We start from the raw sequence: 22,237 nt of genomic DNA on the forward strand, positions 1-22,237 counted from the left end.
TACGATCCTTGATCGTGGATCTCTTACGCCACCTGCGTCTGTTCGTCACCGTAGCCGACGAGCTGCACTTCAGCCGGGCAGCCGAGCGGCTGGGCATGGCGCAGCCGCCGCTCAGCCAGGCGATCCGCCGGCTGGAAAAGGAGCTCGGTACAGAGCTGTTCGACCGCTCGCAGCGCGGCGTCCGCTTGAGCGCAGCCGGGGCGGCACTGCTGGAGGAGGCCCACGAACTCCTCGCCCGGGAAGAGAGGCTGCGCACGCTGGCCCGCCGCGCCGCCGACGGCGGCCTCGGCACGCTCCGCGCGGGCGTACCGCCCGACACCACGGCCGCAGTGCTGTCCGCGCTGCTCTCTGCCTGCGCGGAGCACGCTCCGGGACTCTCCGTCGACCTGCAGGAGGTCACCACCGAGGAACAACTGCGGCTGCTCTCCTGCGGCGGGCTGGACGTCGGACTCGTGCACCACCCCGTCGACGCCACCGACCTGCGCCTCGGCCCCGAAATCTCGCTGGCCCTGGGAATCGTCCTGCCTCGCACGTCGCCGCTGGCCCGGCTGCCGGAGGTGAGGCTCGGCGAGCTCTCCGGCCACGACCTGGTGCTCTTCCCTCGGGCATACGCACCCGGCTGGTACGACCGGATCCTCGACGTGTGCCGCGCCGAAGGCTTCGTCCCCGGCCGCCTGCGGCACGCGTCCAACCCCGAGTTCCTGCTCGCTCTCGTGATGGCGGGGCAGGGAGTCGCCTTCGACCAGGGGCCGGTGGCCCGCAAGGAGCCCCGCGTCGCGTGGCGGCCACTGGCCGACCGCCCTCTCACCCTGCGCATCAGCGGCGCCTGGCCCGCCGGCCGTGGAGCCCACCCGGCCGCCGGCCGTTTCGCGGAACTCGCGCGCGGCGTCCTGGCCCGCGACCACACCGCGCATACGCGGCATGACGGCATCTCGGGCCAAGGGGACGAGCCCCCGCGCCCGTGGTCGGTGGTCTACGGCTAGTGTGACGCGCCAGAAATCCTGTGGACCATGGGACTGGGGTCCGTAATGGTCGTCTTCTTCCGTGCCCCCACGTGGTGGGATTGGGGGCTGACGTCATTGGTGTGGTTCCCCGGCACGGGGTGAACGTCCGGGTAGAAACCGATCCGCCCGGGGCCCGCTGCCTGTGAGCTTGTCGATCTGCGGCTGTGGGGAATAACCCCCTTGAGCAGACGAGGGATACGGGGGAACGGCGATGCTGGACGAAGGGCTCTATGTCGCGGCACTGATCCTGACGACCGGCGCGATCGGGTACCGGCTCGCCGTCGCCGCGAGGATCGCGAGGATGCTGAAGGCAGAGGTGACGGTCCGCGAGGATCTGTCCGCCGAGGAGCTGGCCTTCCTGGCGGGCGGGCCGCGCCGGGTGGTGGCGACGGTGCTGTTCCGGATGACAGGGCAGGGCCGTCTGTCCGTGGCGGAAGACGGCACGGTCATCTTCCATGACGACCTGTACGCGGCCGACGCGACGGCCGGCATCGAGAAGGCGCTCATCAAGGCGGCGGGTATCTCCCGCAGCGAGCGGGTGGGCAAACTGGTCGCCCACGCCGCCGCGAACCGCGGGGTGCAGGCCATCGGCGACCGCCTGCAAGCGGAGGGCCTGCTGATCGCCCCCTCCCTGCGGCGGCGGCAGCACCGTGCGCGGCGCCTGCTGTGGTGGCTGGCGGCCCTCCCGCCTGTGCTGACCGTGTACGAGATCACCGCCGGTACCCCTGACCGCTGGTGGGCCGGTGTGGCTCTGTCCGCCATAGCGACCCTCACAGCCACGCTTATCAAGCCGGCAAAAGCTTGGGTGCCGTACCGCGTCCAGTCGACGCTCGACCTCCTGCGCGCCGAACGCGAGCGCCCGGCCTCCTGGCGCCCGGCGGGCGCCCTGACCGCCCTCGCCGTCACCCCTGTCGGCGCGGTGGCACTCGACGGGCTGGCCGCCTCGCAGGAGCCGGAACTGCGAGCGCTGGTCACCCCGGAGACGTGGAGGGCTGGAGACCCGGCCCATGGCGGCGCCTCTGCCACCGGGTGCGGCACGTACGGGGACTGGGGCTCCTCCGGACATGCCGGCGCGTGCGGCGGAGGCGGAGCCGGTGGCTGTGGAAGCGCAGGCTCGTGAGGGGCCGGACCAGCCAACGACATGTATGCGGCAAGCCGGAGCCCCAGGTCATGCGGGCTGCGCAGGGCAGGCAGGCGACGGGGGATGCACCTGCCTGCCCCTGCATAACGAGCACCCGCTCACGGGGGGAAAGCGGGCCTCACGGAGCCGCCCTCGCGGCCCACCTGCTACAGCGCACCGGACGCCGCAGATGTCACACCCGACTCAGGGGCCGGCGGCTGCTGCCCGCTCCAGCAGGCGCAACCGCAGGAGGAGGAGGCGTGAGTGCCTCGAGGAACGAGTTCCTACCGCCTTGCCCACACCAAAGCCCGGAGCTGTGAGCAGACCGCAGCCAGTTGAGCGGCGCCGCATGGCCGACCCGGAGCCGGCGGGGTCGGCCAGCAGGGCGAGATCAGCCGTTGGCTTCCCGCGCCACGCGCTCCAGTCGACTTCGGTGGTCCTCCCACCATGCCTGATCACCTGGTGGCATGTTGTCCTTGCCCTGCACATACCCGACGGCTCCGTCGATGAGCTCTCGCACGATGTCGGCGTGGCCCGCGTGCCGCTGAGTATCGGAGATCACGCGCACCAGGATGTGGTGCAGCGTCACCTCTCGACGTTCCTCCGGCCACCACGGGACGTGGCCGATCGCGTCAAGCGTGAGCGTCGAGATCGTGCTGTTGGAGTGTTCCCACGCCTGGCGATACAGCCCAACGATGTCGTCGCGTGACTCGTCCGCCGTGGCCCACATGTCCGAGTTGGGTTCTGCCTCCTGCGTATACCACCAGGGCGGCGGCTCCTCGTCGAAGAACGGCCGCCCGAACACGTCGCCGAAGTACCCCAGCTCCACGCTGGCGACATGCTTGACCAGCCCCAACAGGTTCGTACCGGTGGGGGTCAGCGGGCGGCGGATGTCGTACTCCGATAGCCCATCGAGCTTCCATAAGAGGGCATCACGCCCTTCTTGCAGATATCGGAGAAGGTCCGCTTTCGGGTTCGGTTCGATCATGCCCGGCAGTCTTCCACCAGGCACTGACAGCCGGGCTCCACAGAACAACGAGAAGAGCGCCGCGAACGCCCTGGCCGCGCCGAGGTCGATCCGCACGGCCCGCCCGGACGGCGCCCCGATCTACGTGGTCTCCAACCACACCGCACAGACCCGCGCCCTGCGTGCCTGCCTGCGGCGGACGCCCCTCGCCACTCACCCTGAAGAACCCGGCGACCCCAATCCGGTCACAGAACTAGCCGGCGTAGGGGCTGCCGCCGAGCCAGGTGGTGCCGTCAATCAGTTCGCGCGCCGCGTCCAAGTGGCCGCTGTGGCAGGCAACTTCGGTGAGCACGTGGATCACGATGTGCCGCACGTCAGGCAGCCTCCAGGTCGGCCAGATCTCTACGGGCCAGGCGACGGGCTCCTGTTCGGGCGCGGCGGCGGCGAGCACGGCGTCCGCACGCGCGATGGCCACCTGGTAGTCGGCGAAGACCTCCTCGGCGCTCATCCCCTCGGGTACGTACCAGTGCACTTCCGCGCCCGCCGTGAGCTGTCCGGCCACATCCGGCTCGCCCGCGATCACGCCGGGGAACCAGAAGCGTTCGACATCCAGGGTGAGGTGGCGCAGCAATGCCAGGCAGCTCCAGCCGCTGGGCAGCACCGGCCGTCGCAGATCCTCCTCCGAGAGCCCTTCGAGGATCCCGAGGACGTGCTCGCGCTGGCGGTCCAGGGCGCCCTTGAGGGCCTCGAGTTCGGCGTTCACCGGGCGGCGCACAGTTCCGCGAGGCGTTCCAGGGTGCTCGTCATGTGCGTCTGCCACCACGCGCGCCCGCTGTCCACTTCCGCGCGTTTGTCCTCCGGCATGCGCGAACCGTCGAAGATCTCGGTCACCACCGTCGCCCCGGCCCCGTCCGGGACCAGGTCGAAGATCCACCGGTGGCCCCACGCGGCCCCGGATGCGGTGGCGTCGGGATGCCCGCGCCCGGGCCTCGGCTCCCAGCCGATGCGGCGGTCCAGCTCGTACTCGACGACGTGGTTGTTCATCTCATAGTCGCCATAGCGCGCGTAGTGCATCCGCATCACGAAGACGTCCCCGACGCCCGAGACCACGGCGCCGCAGACGCCACCGCGCAGCATCCCCGAGCCGTCGAGGTCCGCGTGCCGACCGGGGTCGGCCAGGATCCGGAAGATGTTCCCCGCCGGGGCCTCGATGCGCCGGGACACCACAACGGGCTCGCCTGTCGATCTCGTCATCCGCGCGCCTCCGTCAACCGCCGAGCAAGAGGTGGACTTTCCGCCTGGACGCTACACCGGAGGTACGACAACACCTGGCCGAGTCTTCTCCAGCTGGCTCACCCACGCCTGGATCGTCCCGGCAAGCCGGAGGCGCCGTGCGCCAGCGGTGCGCCAGCGACAGGGACGAGTGACGACGAGACCGGGCCTTTTCGTCAGGTGAGACCGCATGGACGCGAAAGTGCCCGGAGCCGGACTCGAACCGGCACGCCCGCGAAGGGGCAGCGAGGTTTAAGCTCGCCGTGTCTGCATTCCACCATCCGGGCAGGCCATGGGCTCCGCATCGAGGTTCCGAGACTATCGGGACGGGTCCCCCGAACAGCGGAAGGGCGGACCGATGTTGTCTTATTTTATTGACGTCTGAGGGTGCATCAGCACTTGGAACACGCCATCCGCACTTGCCAGTAGCCTTGCGCGCGGCTGTCGGCGACGCATGCGGAATGACGGAATTTCACCGCTTGAACAAGGGCACTCCACCTGTTCTCGACATCTGGACCGCTCGGCATCCCCGACACCCGGCCCCCTCAGGGGCGTTCGTCATCCCCAGGTATGACACTGCCCCTCGCGGTCAGACCGCAGTCGGCCCTCGGAACCGGAACAGCGGGTGACTACACGGCGGCGTGGGGCCCGGACGATGGGACGAGTCCTTCCCAGAACACAGCCGTCCGACAGGAGTGCCATCCCGTGACCACCGCACCGCTCACCGACCGGGCCACCGCCGTGGCCGCGCGCGCCACGGATCTGTCGAAGATCTACGGACAGGGTGAGACCCGGGTGGTCGCCCTGGACCGGGTCTCCGTCGACTTCCGGCAGGCCGAGTTCACCGCGATCATGGGCCCCTCCGGCTCCGGCAAGTCGACCCTGATGCACTGCGTGGCCGGTCTCGACACCTTCTCCTCCGGGTCGGTGCGCATCGGCGACACCGAGCTCGGCTCCCTGAAGGACAAGCAGCTCACCAAGCTGCGCCGGGACAAGATCGGCTTCATCTTCCAGGCGTTCAACCTGCTGCCGACCCTGACGGCCCTGGAGAACATCACCCTTCCGATGGACATCGCGGGCCGCAAGCCGGACCGGCAGTGGCTGGACTCGGTCATCCGGATGGTCGGTCTGGCGGACCGGCTCGGCCACCGGCCCGCACAGCTGTCGGGCGGTCAGCAGCAGCGCGTCGCCGTGGCGCGGGCGCTGGCCTCCAGGCCCGAGATCATCTTCGGTGACGAGCCCACCGGAAACCTCGACTCGCGCTCCGGCGCCGAGGTGCTGGGCTTCCTGCGCAACTCCGTGCGCGAACTGGGCCAGACGGTGGTGATGGTGACCCACGACCCGGTGGCCGCGGCCTACGCGGACCGGGTGATCTTCCTCGCGGACGGCCGGATCGTCGACGAGATGTACCGGCCGACGGCCGAGTCGGTCCTGGACCGCATGAAGGCGTTCGACGCCAAGAGCCGCACCAGCTGATCACCCGTCAGGACCGACAGGACTGAGAAGAAGAAAACCCATGTTCCGTACCGCCTTGCGCAACGTGCTCGCGCACAAGGCCCGGCTCCTGATGACCGTGCTCGCCGTGATGCTCGGCGTGGCCTTCGTGTCGGGGACCCTGGTCTTCACCAACACCATCTCCGACGCCTACCAGAAGAGCTCCGCCAAGGGCTTCGACCAGGTCGACGTCGCCGTGACAGCGGACTACCAGGACCCCGAGGGCGACCGGGTGGGCAAGGCCCACGACCTGACCCGGGCGGTGCTCGACAGGAGTGAGCGCGTTCCCGGAGCCGCGTCCGCCATCGGCGTCGTACAGGGCTTCACCGCCATCGCCGACAAGGACGGCAAGCTCATCGGCGACGGCTTCCAGTCGCAGGGCGGCAACTACTGGGGCACCAAGGACCCCCGCTACCCGCTGACCAGTGGACACGCCCCCAAGGGCAAGGGCGAGATCCTCATCGACTCCGAGACGGCCGAGCGCGCCGGGTACGAGGTCGGCGACACCGTCCGCATGTCGGTCGACGGGCCGGTCCTGACCCCGAGGATCACCGGCATCTTCACCACCGACGACGGCAATGTCGCGGCCGGCGGCAGCCTCACCCTGTTCGACACGGCGACCGCCCAGCAGCTGTTCGGCAAGGCGGGCGTGTACGACCAGATCGACGTCAAGGCGAAGCCGGGCGTCAGCCAGGCCGCGCTGAAGGCGGAGCTGGACAAGGCGCTGCCCGAGGACACCGTCGCGACCACCACCGGCAAGCAGCTCGCCGACGACCAGGCGGAGTCGATCGCCCGGTCGATGAGCGGCATGCGGACGGCCCTGCTGGTCTTCGCCGGCATCGCCCTGTTCGTCGGCACGTTCATCATCGCCAACACCTTCACCATGCTGGTCGCCCAGCGCACCAGGGAGCTGGCGCTGATGCGGGCGGTCGGCGCCTCACGCCGGCAGGTGACGCGGTCGGTGCTCATCGAGGCGTTCGTGGTCGGCGCGGTCGCCGCCGTGACCGGACTGGTCGCGGGCATCGGCATCGGGGCCGGACTGCGCTCGCTGATGGGCTCGTTCGGCGGGACCGTGCCCGACGGGCCGCTGGTCGTCAAGCCCGCCACGATCGTCGCCGCGCTCGCGGTCGGCATCCTGGTGACCATGCTGGCGGCGTGGCTGCCGGGCCGCCGGGCCGCGAAGATCCCGCCGGTGGCGGCCATGAACAGCGTGCACGCCAAGGCCACGACCAAGTCGCTGGTGCTGCGCAACACGCTGGGCGCCCTGGTCTCGGCCGCGGGCGTCGCGGTGATCCTGGCGGCCACGACGATGGACGGCTCGGACGGCCAGATGCCCATGGGCCTCGGCGCGGTGCTGCTGATCACCGGCGTGTTCATCCTGACCCCGCTGCTGTCCCGCCCCCTGATCGCCGCCGCGGCGCCCGCGCTGCGCGCCTTCGGCATCTCCGGCAAGCTGGCCCGGCAGAACTCGGTGCGCAACCCGCGCCGTACGGCCGCCACCGCCTCCGCGCTGATGATCGGCCTGACCCTGATCACCGGTATGACGGTGATGGCGGGCAGCCTCCAGCAGGCCATCGAGAAGATGGCGTCGTCGTCGATCAAGGCGGACTACGTGGTGTCCATGGCGAACGGCAACGCGCTGTCGCCGGACGTCGAGAAGAAGCTGGAGCAGGCCGACGACGTCACCGCCACCAGCCCGCTGACCAACGCCGCCTCCCGTATCGACGGCGAGACCGAGTACCTGACCGGCGTCAACGGCGCCGCGATCGGCGACCTGGTGGGCCCGAAGGTCGACGACGGCTCCTTCAAGGTCGGCGGCACCCAGGTCGTGGTGGACAGCGAGACCGCCAAGTCCAGGGGCTGGCAGGCCGGTTCCGGCTTCACCGTCTCCTACGAGGACGGCAAGAAGCAGCGGCTGACGGTCGCCGGGACCTACGAGAGCAACGAGTTCCTCCGCGGCATCCTGCTCGACGAGGCGACCCTCGCCCCGCACGTCTCGGACCCGTACGTCATGCAGGTCATGGTGAAGACCGCAGGCGGCGCGTCCGGCGCGGTGCAGGACAAGCTGGAGAAGGCCCTCGGCACCAACCCGGCGATCAAGGTCCAGGACAAGAAGGACATCTCCAACGAGATCGCGCAGATGTTCACGCTGATGCTGAACATGGTCTACGGCCTGCTCGCGATGGCGGTGATCGTGGCGGTCCTCGGGGTCATCAACACCCTGGCGATGTCGGTCTTCGAGCGCTCCCAGGAGATCGGCATGCTCCGGGCGATCGGCCTGGACCGCAAGGGCACCAAGCGGATGGTCCGCCTGGAGTCCCTGGTGATCTCCCTGTTCGGCGGGGTGCTGGGCATCGGACTGGGCGTGTTCTTCGGCTGGGCGGCCGGTGAGCTGCTGGCCACGAAGCTGGCGACCTACGAACTGGTCCTGCCCTGGGCCCGGATGGGTGTCTTCCTGCTGCTGGCCGCGACGGTGGGTGCCCTCGCCGCGCTGTGGCCGGCCCGGCGCGCGGCCCGGCTGAACATGCTGGAGGCGATCAAGGCGGAGTAGCCGGCGCGGCAGGGGCCCCTTTCCCACGGTGGGAAAGGGGCCCCTTCGACGTCTCGGTTCCAGGTCCCGGGCGGAACCCTGCCGCACGCGGCCACGCGGGCAGGGTGTGCGGGTGCCCTTGCGCGGCCCGGAGTTCCGCGTTCAGTTCCAGGTACGGGCGCGCAGCGGCATGCCCGACTCCCCCGATTCGGGGGTCCGCACGGCCAGGATCTGGTTGACGCCGATGCGGTTGCGTTCGAAGGCGAGCGCGGAGGCGGCCATGTACAGACGCCACACGCGGGCCCGGCCGGGGCTGGTGAGCTGGACGGCACGCTGCCAGTCGGCCTCCAGGCGGGCGACCCACTGCCGCAGCGTGAGGCCGTAGTGCTCGCGGATCGACTCGACGTCGCGCACCTCGAATCCGGCGCGCTCCAGCTGGGCGACGGTGACGCCGACGGGCTGGAGCTCGCCGTCGGGGAAGACGTAGGAGTCGATGAACGCGTCGACGTCGTACGCCGTCTCGTCCCGCTGCGGGCGGCGGGCGATCTGGTGGTTGAGGAGCCGCCCGCCGGGCTTCAGCAACCGGTGCAGGTCGGTGGCGTACTCCAGGTACCGCTCGGCACCGACGTGTTCGGCCATGCCGATGGAGGAGATCGCGTCGTAAGGCCCGTCGCGGACGTCGCGGTAGTCCTGGACGCGGATCTCGACCTTGTCGGTGAGGCCCTCGCCGGCGACGCGCTTGCGGGCGTAGGCGGCCTGCTCCTGGGAGAGCGTGACGCCGACGACGCTCACGCCGTGCTCGCGGGCGGCGTGGACGGCCATGGAGCCCCAGCCGCAGCCGACGTCGAGCAGCCGCTGACCGGGGCGCAGGCCGAGCTTGCGGCAGACCAGTTCGAGCTTGTCGTGCTGGGCCTGTTCGAGGGTGCTGTCGGGTCTGGGCCAGTAGGCGCAGGAGTACACCATGGACGGGCCGAGGACGATCTCGTAGAAGTCGTTGCCGACGTCGTAGTGGTGGCTGATGGCGCGTCTGTCGGTGCGCTTGGTGTGCAGGTTGCGGCGGGGCCGGCGGGCCTCCTCGCGGGGCGGGGCGGGCGGCAGCGGGGTCCCGGCGAGCTTGACGAGCCCGCGTACGGCGTCGCGGAACTCGGGGTCGCGCAGGGCCTGGGCGAGGGTGCGGGCGTCCTCGTCGCGCTCCCAGATGTGACCGGCCAGCAGGTCGAGGGTGGTGTAGAGGTCGCCGTCGATGTCGAGATCGCCCGCCACCCAGGCCCGGGCCAGGCCGAGTTCTCCCGGCTTCCACAGCAGGCGGCGCAGGGCTCGGCGGTTGCGTACGACGAGGATCGGCGCGCCCGGCGGGCCCGCCTGTGAACCGTCCCAGGCGCGGATGCGCACGGGTAGTGGTGCTCCCAGCAACTGTGCGAAGAGGCCCTGCAGCCGCGGCGCGGCGTCTGCCATGGTGTACACCTCCGTGACGGGGAATCCCGGAATGTCCGACACCACGTAAACACCTGCGGGGCCTTGGCGCAGTCCCCGGCACGCGTCACGTCTGGCCAAAACCACTACCCCGAAGGAACGCCGCGGGAACGCCGAAGGACCTCCCGCACCACGGATGGCGGGAGGTCCTTCGTCAAGCGGGGGAGCGACCGGAGGTCAGGAGGCCTTGGCCTTCTCCTCGGTCTTCGCCTTGGGGGCCGCGGCGACCGGGGCCGGCTTGGCGGCCTCGTAGAACTCCTCGCGCGGCGTCTCGATGGCGCCGAGCGAGACGACCTCGCGCTTGAGGAACATGCCGAGCGTCCAGTCGGCGAAGACGCGGATCTTGCGGTTCCAGGTCGGCATCGCCATGCCGTGGTAGCCACGGTGCATGTACCAGGCGAGACGGCCCTTGAGCTTGATCTTCATCTTGCCCATGACGATCATCGCGACGCCCTTGTGGAGGCCGAGACCGGCCACCGCTCCCTTGTTGGCGTGGGAGTAGTCCTTCTGCGGGAAGCCCCGCATGCCGGACAGGACGTTGTCACCGAGGACCCGGGCCTGACGCAGCGCGTGCTGCGCGTTCGGCGGGCACCAGGCGTTCTCGTTGCCCGCCTTGCGGCCGGCGAGGTCCGGGACCTGGGCGTTGTCGCCCGCGGCCCAGATGTAGTCGGTGCCCTTGACCTGGAGCGTGGGCTCGCAGTCGACGTGGCCTCGGGGCCCGAGGGGCAGGCCGTAGCGGGTGAGGACCGGGTTGGGCTTGACGCCGGCGGTCCAGACGATCGTGTTGGAGTCGACCTCGAGGCCGTTCTTCAGCACCACGTGGCCGTCGACGCAGGAGTCCATGGAGGTGGACAGGTAGACCTCGACGCCGCGGCCCTCGAGGTGCTCCTTGCCGTACTTGCCGAGCTTGGGACCGACCTCGGGGAGGATCTTGTCGGCGGCGTCGACCAGGATGAAGCGCATGTCCTCACGGGACACGTTCTTGTAGTACTTGGCCGCGTCGCGGGCCATGTCCTCGACCTCGCCGATGGTCTCCGCACCGGCGAAACCGCCGCCCACGAAGACGAAGGTGAGCGCCTTGCGGCGGATCTCCTCGTCGGTGGTGGAGTCGGCCTTGTCGAGCTGCTCGAGGACGTGGTTGCGCAGGCCGATGGCCTCCTCGATGCCCTTCATGCCGATGCCCTGCTCGGCGAGGCCGGGGATCGGGAAGGTGCGGGAGACCGCGCCGAGCGCGACGACCAGGTAGTCGAAGGGCAGCTCGTACGCCTCGCCGACCAGCGGCGCGATCGTTGCGACCTTGCGGTCCTGGTCGATGGTGGTGACCCGGCCGGTGAGGACCTCCGCCTTCGGCAGCACGCGTCGCAGCGGGACGACGACATGGCGCGGGGAGATGTTGCCGGCGGCGGCTTCGGGGAGGAAGGGCTGGTAGGTCATGTACGACCGGGGGTCGACGACCGTGACGGTCGCCTCTCCGTAACGCATCTTCTTGAGGATGCGCCGAGCTGCGTACAGGCCTACGTACCCACCGCCTACTACGAGGATCCTGGGACGCTCCGTGGTGCTCATGCCATCGAGTATCCACCCGCTTCAGGGGGGTGGCTCGTGCGCCCCTTCACAAGCTCCGCCAGTGGGTGTGTTATCCTCCGCGGCCCCCGTGATCCATGTCATGGTGACAACCGGGCTCCTTTGTGCACCCCGGGTCGTTGTCAATGCCGCGTGAGCTGCCTCTCTGGCCCGTCGACCCCCCTGTGAGCGACCCGTCGAACCTTCCTCCGGCGACCCCTCCGGGCACGCCCATACCATGCTTCTGAACATGTTCAAAGGGCCATCAGGCCCCCAGAAGGGTCAACGCGACCCTTCTCGTCGCCCTGGAGTGCCGAATTCCTTGTGAAGAACTTCACGAACTTTTCCGGGGGTCTGGTCCCGAGGGGCGCACGCGCGCCCCTCGGACCCGCTCAAACGTGATCCTTGCCTGCTCAGAAGCGGCCTGGAGCCTGTCCTGAGCGACGGACCAGGCGATGCCGTCGAGGATTTCCCATGAACGCGTCTCCCGTACGAGGCGACGTCCACACCTGGCTGGTGTACACGGAAATGCGTACACTACTTTCATGGCCGATAACACCGTGACCGTCAGGGAAGCACGCGCACACCTCGCGGAACACATCAACCGCGCCGAGGAAGGCACTCCGACCGTTATTACGCGCAACGGCGCCCCAGTAGCCGCGGTCGTGCCGATCACCGACTTCGAAGCGCTGGAGGAGGCGGCCGACGTGATGCTGGCCCGGGAGGCGGAAGCAGTTCTGGCCGACGGCGAGCCCACCGTTTCCATGGCCGAGCTGCTGGCGGACCTGTTCAGCGAGCGCGGTGACGGGGCCGCGTGAAGTACGCCTTCCGGTTCACTACTGCTGCACAGCGGCAGCTTCGGGCCATCAGCCGGCACGATGCCATGCGCATCCTGACCGCGTTGACCGCGCTCGGCGACGATCCGTACCGCGAGGACGCCGATGTCAAGAAGCTCACCGGCCCGTCCGGGCTCTACCGGCTCAGGGTCGGCAGCTACAGGGTCGCCTACCAGATCAACGATGGTGAGCTCGTCATCCTCGTCGTCAAGGTAGGCGACCGGCGGGACGTGTACCGCAACCTGTAGGCGGTCAGGCCAAGGACCAGCCGATGCCGTCGAGGATGTCGTGCTCGCTGACCACGACCTCCTCCGCGCCGATCCGCTCCATGATCGACAGCAGCACGAGGGCCCCCGCCCCGATCACGTCGACCCGGCCCGGGTGCATGGAGGGCACGGCCGCGCGCTCGGCGTGCGTGGAGCGCAGCAGCCACTCGGTGATCTCGCGGACCCGGTCGTGGGAGACACGGGAGTGGTGGATGGCGGCCGAGTCGTACTCGGGCAGCTCCTGGGCGATCGCCGACACGGTCGTCACGGACCCGGCGAGGCCCACCAGCGTGCGGGCCTCGCGCAGCGGAACCGTCTCCTCGGCGAGGTCGAGGGCGGCTTCGATGTCCGCCCGCATCGCGGCGATCTGCTCCTCGGCCGGCGGGTCGGTCACGGCCCCGTCCCTGACCAGGTGCCGCTCGGTCATGCGGACACAGCCGATGTCCACCGAGCGTGCCGCGCGGACCTGGTCGTCGCCGACGACGAACTCGGTCGAGCCGCCGCCGATGTCCACCACGAGGTAGGGCTTCGGAAGGTGGTCGCGCCCGGCGAGCTCCTTGGTGGCGCCGGTGAAGGAGAACTCGGCCTCCTGGTCCCCGGAGATCACCTCGGGCTCGACGCCCAGGATGTCCAGCACCCCGCGCACGAACTCGTCCCGGTTCTCGGCGTCCCGGGAGGCGGAGGTCGCCACGAACCGCAGCCGCTCCGCCCCGTGCTCCTTGATGATCCCGGCGTACTCGCGACAGGCCGCGAAGGTCCGCTGCAGCGCCTCGGGGGCGAGCCGGCCGGTGCGGTCGACGCCCTGCCCGAGCCGCACGATCGTCATACGGCGGTCCAGGTCGACCAGCTCGCCGGTGGCCGGGTCCGCGTCGGCGACGAGGAGCCGGATGGAGTTCGTACCGCAGTCCACGGCGGCGACACGGGTCACTGGGCGTCCTCCTCGGCGGCCGTCACGCACGGGCCCTTGAGCCACCACTCCGGCAGCATCCCGATGGCCTCGTCCCCGAGCGGGTTCACGCCCGGCCCCGCGGCCAGCGAGTGCGCCACCAGCACGTGCAGGCACTTCACCCGGTCCGGCATGCCGCCCGCGCTCGGGAAGTTCTGCAGCTCCTCGATCTCGTCACGGCGCCTGATGTAGTCCTCGTGCGCCGCTTGGTACGCCGCCGCCAGCTCCGGGTCCGAGGCCAGCCGCTCGGTCATCTCCTTCATCACGCCGTTCGCCTCCAGGGTGCCGATCGCCGAGGCGGCGCGCGGGCACGTCAGGTAGTACAGCGTGGGGAACGGCGTGCCGTCCGGCAGCCGCGGGGCCGTCTCGACGACGTCCGGCTGCCCGCACGGGCACCGGTGCGCGATCGCGCGCAGGCCGCGCGGGGGCCGACCGAGCTGCTGCTTGAAGGCCTCGACGTCCGCGTCGGTGGGCTCGGTGCGCGGAGTGGTCGGCGGGGGCGTTTCCATGACTGTGTTCAGGCTGTCTTTCTCTGGGTGCTGTCTCGGGTCACGTTCACTGGTCGGAGGCGTCGGCCTTGTCGACCCCGTCCCAGACGTTGGAGTACCAGGGGCGGTCGGCCGCCCCGAGGTCGGCGTGCGACTGCCGCGCCGCGTGCGGGTCGACGACGATGAACCCCGTCTCCCCAGGCATGACGTAGTGCAACCGCTTCCGGATCTGCTGCTCGGCGTACGCGTCGTCCTGCCAGCGCGCCTTCTGGTCGCGCAGTCGTTCGACGCGCTGCCGGGCCTGCTGCTGTTCGCGCTGGAGGTCGTCGATCTCGGCGCGCTGCGAGACGTACTCCCGCATCGGGTAGGCCAGGGCCACGATCAGCGAGCACATCACCAGGGCGAGCAGCGCGGCCCGGCCGGTCAGCCGGGAGCGGCGAAGCTGGCGCTTGGTCTGGGAGCGGTAGACCCGGGCCGCGGTCTGCTCGCCGAGCAGCCGGATCCTGGTCGCGGTGGAGAACCGGTCCCGGTCCTTCACGGCCATGTCTGTCCGCCTCCCGCTCCACCGTCATACGCGCGTACGTCCCCGGACACGGTACGGGACCGGGTACGGGGACGTACGTACGACGCTTCCTACGAAGCCGAGCCTCAGCCCTTGCTGTGCTTAATTGTTCGCAGAGCGAAACCGCGGGAACGCGCTGCGGCCGGCGTAGACCGCCGCGTCGTCGAGGATCTCCTCGATGCGCAGCAGCTGGTTGTACTTGGCGACGCGCTCGGAGCGGGCCGGGGCGCCGGTCTTGATCTGGCCGCAGTTGGTGGCGACCGCCAGGTCGGCGATGGTGACGTCCTCGGTCTCGCCGGAGCGGTGGGACATCATGCACTTGAAGCCGTTGCGCTGGGCCAGCTCGACGGCGTCCAGGGTCTCGGTGAGCGAACCGATCTGGTTGACCTTGACCAGGAGCGCGTTGGCCGCGCCCTCCTCGATGCCGCGGGCCAGGCGCTCGGGGTTGGTGACGAACAGGTCGTCGCCGACGAGCTGGACCTTGTCACCGAGCTTGGCGGTGATGGTCTTCCACCCCTCCCAGTCGTCCTCGAACAGCGGGTCCTCGATGGACACGAGCGGGTACGCGTCGACGAGCTCCGCGTAGTACTCGGTCATCTCGGCCGCCGAGCGGTCCTTGCCCTCGAAGGTGTAGACGCCGTCCTTGTAGAACTCGGAGGCGGCGACGTCGAGGGCCAGGGCGATCTGCTCGCCGGGGGTGTAGCCGGCCTCGTTGATCGCCTCGAGGATGAGGTCGAGGGCCTCGCGGTTGGAGCCGAGGTTCGGGGCGAAGCCGCCCTCGTCGCCGAGGCCGGTGGCCAGGCCCTTCGACTTCAGGACCTTCTTCAGCGTGTGGTAGACCTCGGCGCCCCAGCGCAGGGCCTCGGAGAAGGACTCCGCGCCGATCGGGGCGATCATGAACTCCTGGATGTCCACGTTGGAGTCGGCGTGCGAGCCGCCGTTCAGGATGTTCATCATCGGCACCGGCAGCAGGTGCGCGTTCGGGCCGCCCAGGTAGCGGAACAGCGGCAGGTCGCTGGCCTCGGAGGCGGCGTGGGCGACGGCGAGGGAGACGCCGAGGATGGCGTTGGCGCCGAGGGAGCCCTTGTTGTCGGTGGCGTCCAGGTCGAACATGGCCTGGTCGATCAGGCGCTGCTCGGTGGCGTCGTAGCCGACCAGCTCCGGGCCGATCTGCTCGATGACCGCGAGGACGGCCTTCTCCACACCCTTGCCGAGGTACCGGTTCGAGTCGCCGTCGCGCAGCTCGATGGCCTCGAAGGCGCCCGTGGAGGCGCCGGACGGGACGGCGGCACGACCGGTGCTGCCGTCGTCGAGGCCGACCTCGACCTCGACCGTGGGGTTGCCTCGGGAGTCCAGGATTTCCCGGGCTACGACGACGTCGATGGACGGCACGAGCATCTCCTTCTTGGTGTGACGCGGGTACGCGGGCCGCTCGGACCCTGCGTGGTGCGGGCCGCGGTGGCTCGCGACATGAGCCTAACCGGCTCCGCGCGATCGGCCACCGGGTCGCCCACCCCATGGACAGAACCGAGAGTAAATTGTTTCCTAACGGAACAAAGCCGGATCGCAAAGGCCGGCAGAAAAAACCCCGCCCCGGTGCGCACGGGGGAACGCACACCGGGGCGGGGAGCCCGTGGGGACGGGGGTGGGCCGCTGCTTACTTCAGGTGCAGCTGCTGGCCCGGGTAGATGAGGTTGGCATCGTCGACGATGTCCTTGTTCAGCTCGAACAGCTTCTCCCAGCCGCCCTCGACCTTGCGCTCGGTCGCGATGGAGCTGAGGGTGTCGCCCTTGACGACCTTGTACTCGCCGTCGCCCTTCTTGACCTTCTTGCCGGTCGGGGTGGTGACGGTCTTCTTCGCGGCCGGACGCTCCTCGGAACGGGAGGCCGGCTGCTGCTCGGTCTGGCGGGTCTCGGTGCTCTGCTGCGCGGAGCTGCCGGAGTCGCTCGAGGAGCCGCCGCCGCTGTAGCCGGCGCTCGACAGGCCCTTGCCGCAGACCGGCCAGGCACCCTTGCCCTGGCTCGCGAGGACCTTCTCGGCGATCTCGATCTGCTGGGCCTTGGTGGCCTGGTCGGCGGTGGAGGCGTACTTGGTGCCGCCGTAGCCGGACCAGGTGGAGGCAGAGAACTGCAGACCGCCGTAGTAGCCGTTGCCGGTGTTGATGGACCAGTTGCCGCCGGACTCGCACTGGGCGACGGTGTCCCACTCGGACGCGGTGGCGGCGGAGGCGTTGCCGGCCGCCATCAGCGGGGCGGCGACGGCGGCACCGGTGACACCGGCGATGGCGATGACCCGAGAGGCCTTGGACGGACGGCGGTGCGTGCCCTTGCCGGAAAACAGCATGGAGAGATCCCCTCACCGACGCCTGCGAGGTGAGCTGTCGGGTTCGGGCCGGTTGAGTTGCCCGGCCGCGTCCCTCCCGGGACACGGCTTCACCCCAAGCCGGACCTGCCGTCGAGTTGCCTCAACCGCCGGGCCCGGCACTTACCTTGGGTCCCCCGCTCCTGCCTACGGCGCTTGACGCGACGACTGTTCCCGGATGGCCGCTGGCAGGATTCGGCGTTGCGGCAGCCGGGGCTCGTGGTGACGAGCGGTCATGACCGTAGACACGCGATCCGCGGAATTTCAAAGACGATCAGGGCTTCTGAGATCTATCTCTCACCTGGCTTATATGGGACATTAAGCGCGAACGGTGACGTGAACTCGCGGGGATTCGGGGTGACTTCCGCCGCCGTTTCCGGACTGCCCCACCGGCTACTCCTCGTCCGCTTCGAACCCTACCGTGAGCTTCTGACCGGGGCGGATGAGGTTCGGGTCGGCGCCGACGGCCGCCTCGTTGCCGGTGTAGAGCGCGCGCCATCCGCCGCTGAGATCAAGGGAGTCGGCGATGGACCAGAGGCTGTCGCCGGGGCGCACGGTGTAGGAGCCGTCCGTCGCCTCGCGCGAGGCCTCTCCGCCGCGCGAGGCGTGCCGTCCCGCGGGCCCGGACGTACGGCCGTCCTCCGCCGCGGCGTCGTCGTCGGCGCTGGGGCCGCGGTGGCGGCCGGAGCCGGTGTCGGCGTCGGTTCCGGTTCCGGTTCCGGTTTCGGTGAGCGCCGAAGAGTCGTCGCCCTGCTGGGAGTTGTCGGGTTCGTCACCCTCGGAGGCGGCCGACGGGGAGTCGCCGGATTCCTGGCTCTGCGATGAGGAGTCGGCAGAATCGGATGACTTGTCGGACTTGGCGGCTTCGTCCTGTGATGTCGACGGCGCGTCAGGGGACGGTGAAGGGGACGACTCGGTCGAGTCGAGCAGTCCGGGCGAGTCCGTTGAGCTTGACGAGTCGGACGTATCCGAGTCCTTGTCCTGCTGGAGGCCGGAGAGCAGCCCGCAGGTGCGCCAGGCGCCGACCCCCTGGTCGGCGAGGATTCTCTCGGCCACGGCTATCTGCTGGGACCGGCTGGCCAGGTCGGCGCTCGGGGCGTAGTCGAGGCCGCCGTGGTTCTCCCAGTCCTCCTGGGACAACTGGAGGCCGCCGAAGTATCCGTTGCCGCTGTTCTGGCTCCAGGCGCCGCCGGTCTCGCAGTCCGCGACCCGGTCCCAGGTCGTACCGTCGGCCGCGCTGGCGCCGGAGGCTCCGAGGAGCGGGATCGCGATGGCGGAGCCGGTCACTCCGGCCGCGACGAGGAGAGCCGGAGCCTGGCGGGGGCGACGGTGCCGACCGTTCCCGGAGAGCATACGGAGACCTTTCGCGAGACAGCAGTGACCGGCGCGGCGCAGGATGCCCGGCCGCGCTGATGGGTGAACGTATCGGCAGACGATCACTTGTCACAAGTTCATGCCGCGCAGATCACGTGAAGATCACAGCCCTGACGGCGTGTCACCTTTGGGTCGGTGTGAACTCCACCGGCAGGGTCCGCAGCCCGCGCATGATGAGGCCGCCGCGCCATCTCAGCTCGGCCGGATCCGCGGCGAGCCGCAGGTCCGTCAGACGGGTGAGGAGCGTGGCGAGCGCGGTCTGGCCCTCCAGTCGGGCGAGCGGGGCGCCGAGGCAGTAGTGGATGCCGTGGCCGTAGCCGAGGTGCTGGCTGTCGCGGCGGGCGAGGTCGAGCACGTCCGGATCGGCGAACCGCTCCGGATCCCGGTCCGCGGCGGCCAGGACGACGAGGACCGGGTCGCCGGGCGCGATGTGCTGTCCGCCGATGGTGAGCGGCTGCGTGGCGAACCGCCAGGTGGCGATTTCGACGGGGCCGTCGTAGCGCAGGAGCTCCTCGACGCCGGTCTCCAGGAGGCCGGTCTCCCCGGCGGCGAGGGACGCCTGGAGCCGCGCCCGCTGCTCGGGATGGGTGAGCAGGGCGTAGGTGCCGTTGCCGATCAGGTTCACGGTCGTCTCGAACCCGGCGAACAGCAGGATGAAGGCCATGGCCGCGGCCTCGTTCTCGGTGAGGTGCTCGCCGTGGTCGGAGGCGCGGATGAGCCCGGAGATGAGGTCCTCGCCGGGGGTGGGCTCGGTGGGCAGCGCCTCCCGCTTGCGGTGGATGAGGTCGGCGAGGTAGCCGCGCATCTTCTTCACGGACCGCGCCACCCCGCCCCTGGGCCCGCCCTGGTGACGGATCATCATCCCCGCCCAGTCGCGGAAGTCGTCCTGGTCCTCGCGGGGGACGCCGAGCAGGTCGCAGATGGCGTAGATGGGAAGCGGGAAGGCGAACTCGTGGATGAGGTCGGCGGACGCCTTCTCCGCGAACCCGTCGATGAGCTTGTCGGTGAGCTCCTGCACCCGCGGCGCGAACTCGGCGACCCGGCGGGGCGTGAACGCCTTGGACACGAGCCGCCGCAGCCGGGTGTGGTCCGGCGGGTCGATGTTGAGCAGATGCGTCATCAGCTCGGCCTTGCGCTCACCGGGGATCCCGGTCTTGCCCTTGGCGTGCGCGGGTTCGTCATGATGCGCCGGGTTCTTGGAGAGCCGGTGGTCGGCGAGCGTCTGCTTGGCATCGGCGTACCGCGTGACCAGCCAGGCCTCCACACCGCTGGGCAGCTTGGTGCGGTGCACGGGCGCGTGCTCGCGCAGCCAGGCGTAGGCGGGGTAGGGGTCGGTGGCGAACTCCCACGAGAACAGTTCGGGCACGCCGGGCACGTCACGTTGCATGCCACGACCCTACGCAGCGCCCGGGCGGCTCCGGCCGCCACTGTCAGGGGTCATCGCTACTCTCACCGCGTCGAGATCGAGGAGGACCGGATGCTCGAAGGCCTGCTGATCGCGGAGAGCCTGCGGGTCGGGGCCGAGTTGGCCGGTGTCCCGCTGCGCGTCACGAAGATCGCCAGGGTGGCGGTGGAGGGCGCGACGGCCGGGCAGCCGCAGCGGTGGACCCTCCTGGACTTCACCGCGGAGGAGGCCGATGCGGAGCGCCTGGCCGAGCGGCTGGCCGCGTGCCTGGCCCCGGACGGGGGCTGGTACGTCAACTACAACACCGCCGCCGAGGCGTTCGTGGTCTTCGCCGGCTAGGGGGCTTCTGATGGATCTCCGCGGAGGAAGGAGCGGCGCTCGGTGCGTGCTCTCGGCCTCCCGTCCGGTGCGGCGAGAGTGCGTGCCGGGCGTCGCGACGCCGCGGAGATCCATCAGAAGCCCCCTGGATCTTCCGCTACCCGCGCGGCCAGGATCCACACGGGCGGGCGGAGGGCCGTCGGCGGGCACAGGACCACGCCCGTTCCCTCGGGATCCCCGAGGCGCAGCTGGACTGGCGGGACTGACCCGCCGGGCGCCGCGCCACGGCCGTCGATCTCAGCGCTCGGCATCCCTGATCGCGTCCCGGTACGCGCGGGCCGCCGCTCTCAGGGCCGCCTCAGGGTCGACACCCTGCGACTCCGCGCGGACGGCCAGGGCCAGCAGGTCGTAGCCGATGCCCTCGACGGGCGGGAGCGGTATGTCCAGGTCCGCCGTGCGGGCCCGGGACGCGAGCTTGGCGGCGAGGGCCAGGCCGGGCTGGCCGAGGGGGATGCCCTCGGTGATCGAGGTGCGCTGCTTCTCGACCGCCTTGGTGCGCAGCCAGTGCGCCTTGACCTCCTCGGGTGTGGTGGCCGTCTCGTCGCCGAAGACGTGCGGGTGGCGGTGGATCAGTTTGGCGACGATGCCGGCGGCGACGTCGTCGATGGAGAAGGGGCTCTCCGGATCCTCCTCGGCGATCCGGGCGTGGAAGACGACCTGGAGGAGGACGTCGCCGAGCTCCTCGCGCAGTTCGTCGCGGTCGCCCTCCTCGATCGCCTCGACGAGTTCGTACGCCTCCTCGATGCCGTACTTGGCCAGGCCCTTGTGCGTCTGCTGGGACGACCACGGGCACTCGGCGCGGATGCGGTCCATGACCTGGACGAGATCGAGCAGGCGGGCGCCCGGCAGGTCGTAGGAGGCGGGGAGCAGCTCCAGCTCGGGCATGGCGACGCGGCCGGTGCCGGCCAGGCGGGCCAGGCCGTCCGTGAGGGCCGGCTCGCCCTCGCCCGTCGCCACGACGACCAGCGTGCGGCCGCCGGCGCAGGCGTCGAGCAGTTCCTGGGCCGTCGGGGACGCCTCGTCGACGGTGATCCCCGCCTCGCGCAGATACGGCAGCTGCGGGTGCGCGCCGTCCGCGCACAGCACCTGGTCGGCCGCGTGCAGTGCCTGCCAGGCGGGCCAGGACAGCAGGCCGGGGGCGACACGGTGGCTGGTGGTGAGCAGTACGATACGGCCCAGGGCCGCGGCGGCGGCCGTGCCGGGGGCGGCCTGCTCGGGGCCCGGGGTGGCTTCGGGGCTGTTGGCGTTCACGATTCGAAGCTATCCCACGCCGCCGACAGTCCCAGAAGTTGTCCACAGGCCCCATGGACCGGGGCCCCTGCATGGTCTGCTGCTACATGCTCTGCGGCGCCTGGGCGGCCGACACGTCCCGTACCCACGGCGTCTTGGCGTCGGCGCGGCTGCTCTTCTGGACGTCCCAGGTGCCGTAGCGCGGGTTGAGGTCGACGTTCAGGTCCTTGGAGGCTTCGGACAGGGCCTTCCAGAACTCGGGGCGGTTGGTGTCGGTGCCGAGTTTCTCGGCGAGCTTCTGGGCCTCCAGCTGGAGGCGGAGGTTCTCTTCGAGGCGCTGCGGCGGAATGCCGTACTGCTGGAGCCAGGTCGTCTCCAGCTGCTTGGCGCCGCCGGCCTGCTCCTCCAGGCCGGACCGCATCTCCTGGATCTCCCTGCGGGTGACGGTCACACCGGCGTCCGCGGCGGCGCGGTGCAGGACCCGGTCGAGGACCATGGTGTGCAGGGTGTCGCGGGTGAGCGTGCCGGTCCCGGCGATGGCCTGCTGGTACTGGGCGTCGCCCTGCACGGCCGCCCGCTGGGCCGCGCGTACCTCTCCGACCCGCTCCTCCAGCTGGGAGACGGTGATCCGCTGGCCGCCCACCACGGCCGCCGCGCCGGGATGCGCGTCGTTGCCGCAGGCGGTGAGAAGGGGCGCCGCGGCGGCGATCACGGCGGTGAGGACGAGCGCGGTGCGACGGCGGCGGTGCAAGGAGACCTCCCGAGGAGATTGTGCGACGGTGCACAAGGTCTTGCGGTGATCGATGGTAGGCAGTGGCCAGGCTCTGGCCAACCCATTCGACCAACGATTCACCAGGACTTCCGGCACCGCCGCGCGGACCGGGCCGGGAGCCGTGTCCGGGGGGCGGCGCGGTTCCCCTCCAGGGGTCTCGGTGTCAGGGAACTTGCCGGCCCTCTTCGGGCCGAG

General features: G+C 70.2%; 21 protein-coding genes, 1 tRNA gene and 1 riboswitch. Of the genes, 7 read left to right on the top strand and 15 right to left on the bottom strand.

Features of this window, described 5'->3' with window-relative positions; genetic code table 11:
* Positions 1 to 14 precede the first annotated feature (14 nt).
* Entirely contained in the window at positions 15 to 983 is a 969-nt protein-coding gene (locus PV963_RS18555) for a LysR family transcriptional regulator (protein WP_274816850.1), read from the top strand.
* Between the two features lie 232 nt (positions 984 to 1,215).
* Positions 1,216 to 2,124: a TIGR04222 domain-containing membrane protein gene (locus tag PV963_RS18560; protein ID WP_274816851.1), complete on the top strand. Its 909-nt coding sequence runs from the start codon at positions 1,216 to 1,218 to the stop codon at positions 2,122 to 2,124.
* A 391-nt stretch (positions 2,125 to 2,515) separates the two neighbouring features.
* On the opposite strand, the gene PV963_RS18565 is transcribed toward PV963_RS18560, so the two are convergent.
* From PV963_RS18565 to PV963_RS18580, 4 genes are all read right to left on the bottom strand, one after another.
* On the bottom strand, positions 2,516 to 3,112 hold the full coding sequence (locus PV963_RS18565; RefSeq protein ID WP_274816852.1) for a DinB family protein: 597 nt from the start codon (positions 3,110 to 3,112) through the stop codon (positions 2,516 to 2,518).
* Positions 3,113 to 3,344: 232 nt separating this feature from the next.
* Entirely contained in the window at positions 3,345 to 3,854 is a 510-nt protein-coding gene (locus PV963_RS18570; protein WP_274816853.1) for a DinB family protein, read from the bottom strand.
* A complete protein-coding gene (locus PV963_RS18575) occupies positions 3,851 to 4,345 on the bottom strand; it encodes a hypothetical protein (RefSeq protein WP_274816854.1) in 495 nt (164 codons plus the stop codon). Before PV963_RS18575 ends, PV963_RS18570 begins: the two co-directional genes overlap by 4 nt.
* A 221-nt stretch (positions 4,346 to 4,566) precedes the next feature.
* Positions 4,567 to 4,650 (bottom strand) — tRNA-Leu (locus PV963_RS18580).
* Positions 4,651 to 5,068: 418 nt separating this feature from the next.
* Here PV963_RS18580 and PV963_RS18585 point away from each other — a divergent pair.
* Both PV963_RS18585 and PV963_RS18590 read left to right on the top strand, forming a co-directional pair.
* Positions 5,069 to 5,839 carry an ABC transporter ATP-binding protein gene (locus tag PV963_RS18585; RefSeq protein ID WP_274816855.1) on the top strand — a complete coding sequence of 257 codons (771 nt, stop codon included), beginning with the start codon at positions 5,069 to 5,071 and terminating at the stop codon, positions 5,837 to 5,839.
* 40 nt (positions 5,840 to 5,879) lie between these two features.
* Entirely contained in the window at positions 5,880 to 8,408 is a 2,529-nt protein-coding gene (locus PV963_RS18590; RefSeq protein WP_274816856.1) for an ABC transporter permease, read from the top strand.
* A 141-nt stretch (positions 8,409 to 8,549) separates the two neighbouring features.
* Here PV963_RS18590 and PV963_RS18595 read toward each other — a convergent pair whose 3' ends face one another.
* Complete coding sequence (locus PV963_RS18595; protein WP_274816857.1) at positions 8,550 to 9,842, bottom strand: SAM-dependent methyltransferase; 1,293 nt, start codon at positions 9,840 to 9,842, stop codon at positions 8,550 to 8,552.
* A 195-nt stretch (positions 9,843 to 10,037) separates the two neighbouring features.
* Positions 10,038 to 11,426, bottom strand: a complete 1,389-nt coding sequence (locus PV963_RS18600) for an NAD(P)/FAD-dependent oxidoreductase (RefSeq protein ID WP_274816858.1) — start codon at positions 11,424 to 11,426, stop codon at positions 10,038 to 10,040.
* A gap of 542 nt (positions 11,427 to 11,968) precedes the next feature.
* Between PV963_RS18600 and PV963_RS18605 the strand changes: the two genes are divergently transcribed.
* Positions 11,969 to 12,241, top strand: coding sequence for a type II toxin-antitoxin system Phd/YefM family antitoxin (locus PV963_RS18605; protein ID WP_274816859.1), 273 nt, complete (start codon positions 11,969 to 11,971; stop codon positions 12,239 to 12,241).
* Positions 12,238 to 12,507, top strand: coding sequence for a type II toxin-antitoxin system RelE family toxin (locus tag PV963_RS18610; protein ID WP_184910386.1), 270 nt, complete (start codon positions 12,238 to 12,240; stop codon positions 12,505 to 12,507). The genes PV963_RS18605 and PV963_RS18610 overlap by 4 nt, the downstream gene beginning before the upstream one ends.
* 4 nt (positions 12,508 to 12,511) lie before the next feature.
* Here PV963_RS18610 and PV963_RS18615 read toward each other — a convergent pair whose 3' ends face one another.
* The 7 genes from PV963_RS18615 to PV963_RS18645 form a co-directional block, all read right to left on the bottom strand.
* Positions 12,512 to 13,453, bottom strand: a complete 942-nt coding sequence (locus PV963_RS18615; RefSeq protein WP_274816860.1) for a Ppx/GppA phosphatase family protein — start codon at positions 13,451 to 13,453, stop codon at positions 12,512 to 12,514.
* Positions 13,450 to 13,980, bottom strand: a complete 531-nt coding sequence (locus PV963_RS18620) for a DUF501 domain-containing protein (RefSeq protein ID WP_274816861.1) — start codon at positions 13,978 to 13,980, stop codon at positions 13,450 to 13,452. Before PV963_RS18620 ends, PV963_RS18615 begins: the two co-directional genes overlap by 4 nt.
* A 46-nt stretch (positions 13,981 to 14,026) precedes the next feature.
* Positions 14,027 to 14,503, bottom strand: a complete 477-nt coding sequence (locus PV963_RS18625) for an FtsB family cell division protein (protein WP_274816862.1) — start codon at positions 14,501 to 14,503, stop codon at positions 14,027 to 14,029.
* A 120-nt stretch (positions 14,504 to 14,623) separates the two neighbouring features.
* Complete coding sequence (gene eno, locus PV963_RS18630) at positions 14,624 to 15,913, bottom strand: phosphopyruvate hydratase (RefSeq protein WP_274816863.1); 1,290 nt, start codon at positions 15,911 to 15,913, stop codon at positions 14,624 to 14,626.
* Between the two features lie 265 nt (positions 15,914 to 16,178).
* Positions 16,179 to 16,865 (bottom strand): transglycosylase family protein, encoded by a 687-nt coding sequence (locus PV963_RS18635; RefSeq protein ID WP_274816864.1) that lies wholly within the window; start codon positions 16,863 to 16,865, stop codon positions 16,179 to 16,181.
* A gap of 4 nt (positions 16,866 to 16,869) precedes the next feature.
* Positions 16,870 to 17,048, bottom strand: a riboswitch (cyclic di-AMP (ydaO/yuaA leader).
* 228 nt (positions 17,049 to 17,276) lie between these two features.
* Positions 17,277 to 18,236, bottom strand: coding sequence for a transglycosylase family protein (locus PV963_RS18640; protein ID WP_274816865.1), 960 nt, complete (start codon positions 18,234 to 18,236; stop codon positions 17,277 to 17,279).
* Positions 18,237 to 18,378: 142 nt separating this feature from the next.
* Entirely contained in the window at positions 18,379 to 19,644 is a 1,266-nt protein-coding gene (locus PV963_RS18645) for a cytochrome P450 family protein (protein ID WP_274816866.1), read from the bottom strand.
* A gap of 90 nt (positions 19,645 to 19,734) precedes the next feature.
* Between PV963_RS18645 and PV963_RS18650 the strand changes: the two genes are divergently transcribed.
* The gene (locus PV963_RS18650) at positions 19,735 to 20,001 is read left to right on the top strand and encodes a hypothetical protein (protein WP_274816867.1); all 267 of its coding nucleotides are present in this window, start codon (positions 19,735 to 19,737) and stop codon (positions 19,999 to 20,001) included.
* Positions 20,002 to 20,277: 276 nt separating this feature from the next.
* On the opposite strand, the gene PV963_RS18655 is transcribed toward PV963_RS18650, so the two are convergent.
* Both PV963_RS18655 and PV963_RS18660 read right to left on the bottom strand, forming a co-directional pair.
* The gene (locus PV963_RS18655; RefSeq protein WP_274816868.1) at positions 20,278 to 21,291 is read right to left on the bottom strand and encodes a nucleoside triphosphate pyrophosphohydrolase; all 1,014 of its coding nucleotides are present in this window, start codon (positions 21,289 to 21,291) and stop codon (positions 20,278 to 20,280) included.
* Between the two features lie 82 nt (positions 21,292 to 21,373).
* The gene (locus PV963_RS18660; protein ID WP_274816869.1) at positions 21,374 to 22,021 is read right to left on the bottom strand and encodes a SurA N-terminal domain-containing protein; all 648 of its coding nucleotides are present in this window, start codon (positions 22,019 to 22,021) and stop codon (positions 21,374 to 21,376) included.
* Between the last annotated feature and the right edge of the window lie 216 nt (positions 22,022 to 22,237).

Source organism: Streptomyces coeruleorubidus, assembly GCF_028885415.1.
GTDB classification, from domain to species: Bacteria; Actinomycetota; Actinomycetes; order Streptomycetales; family Streptomycetaceae; genus Streptomyces; species Streptomyces coeruleorubidus_A.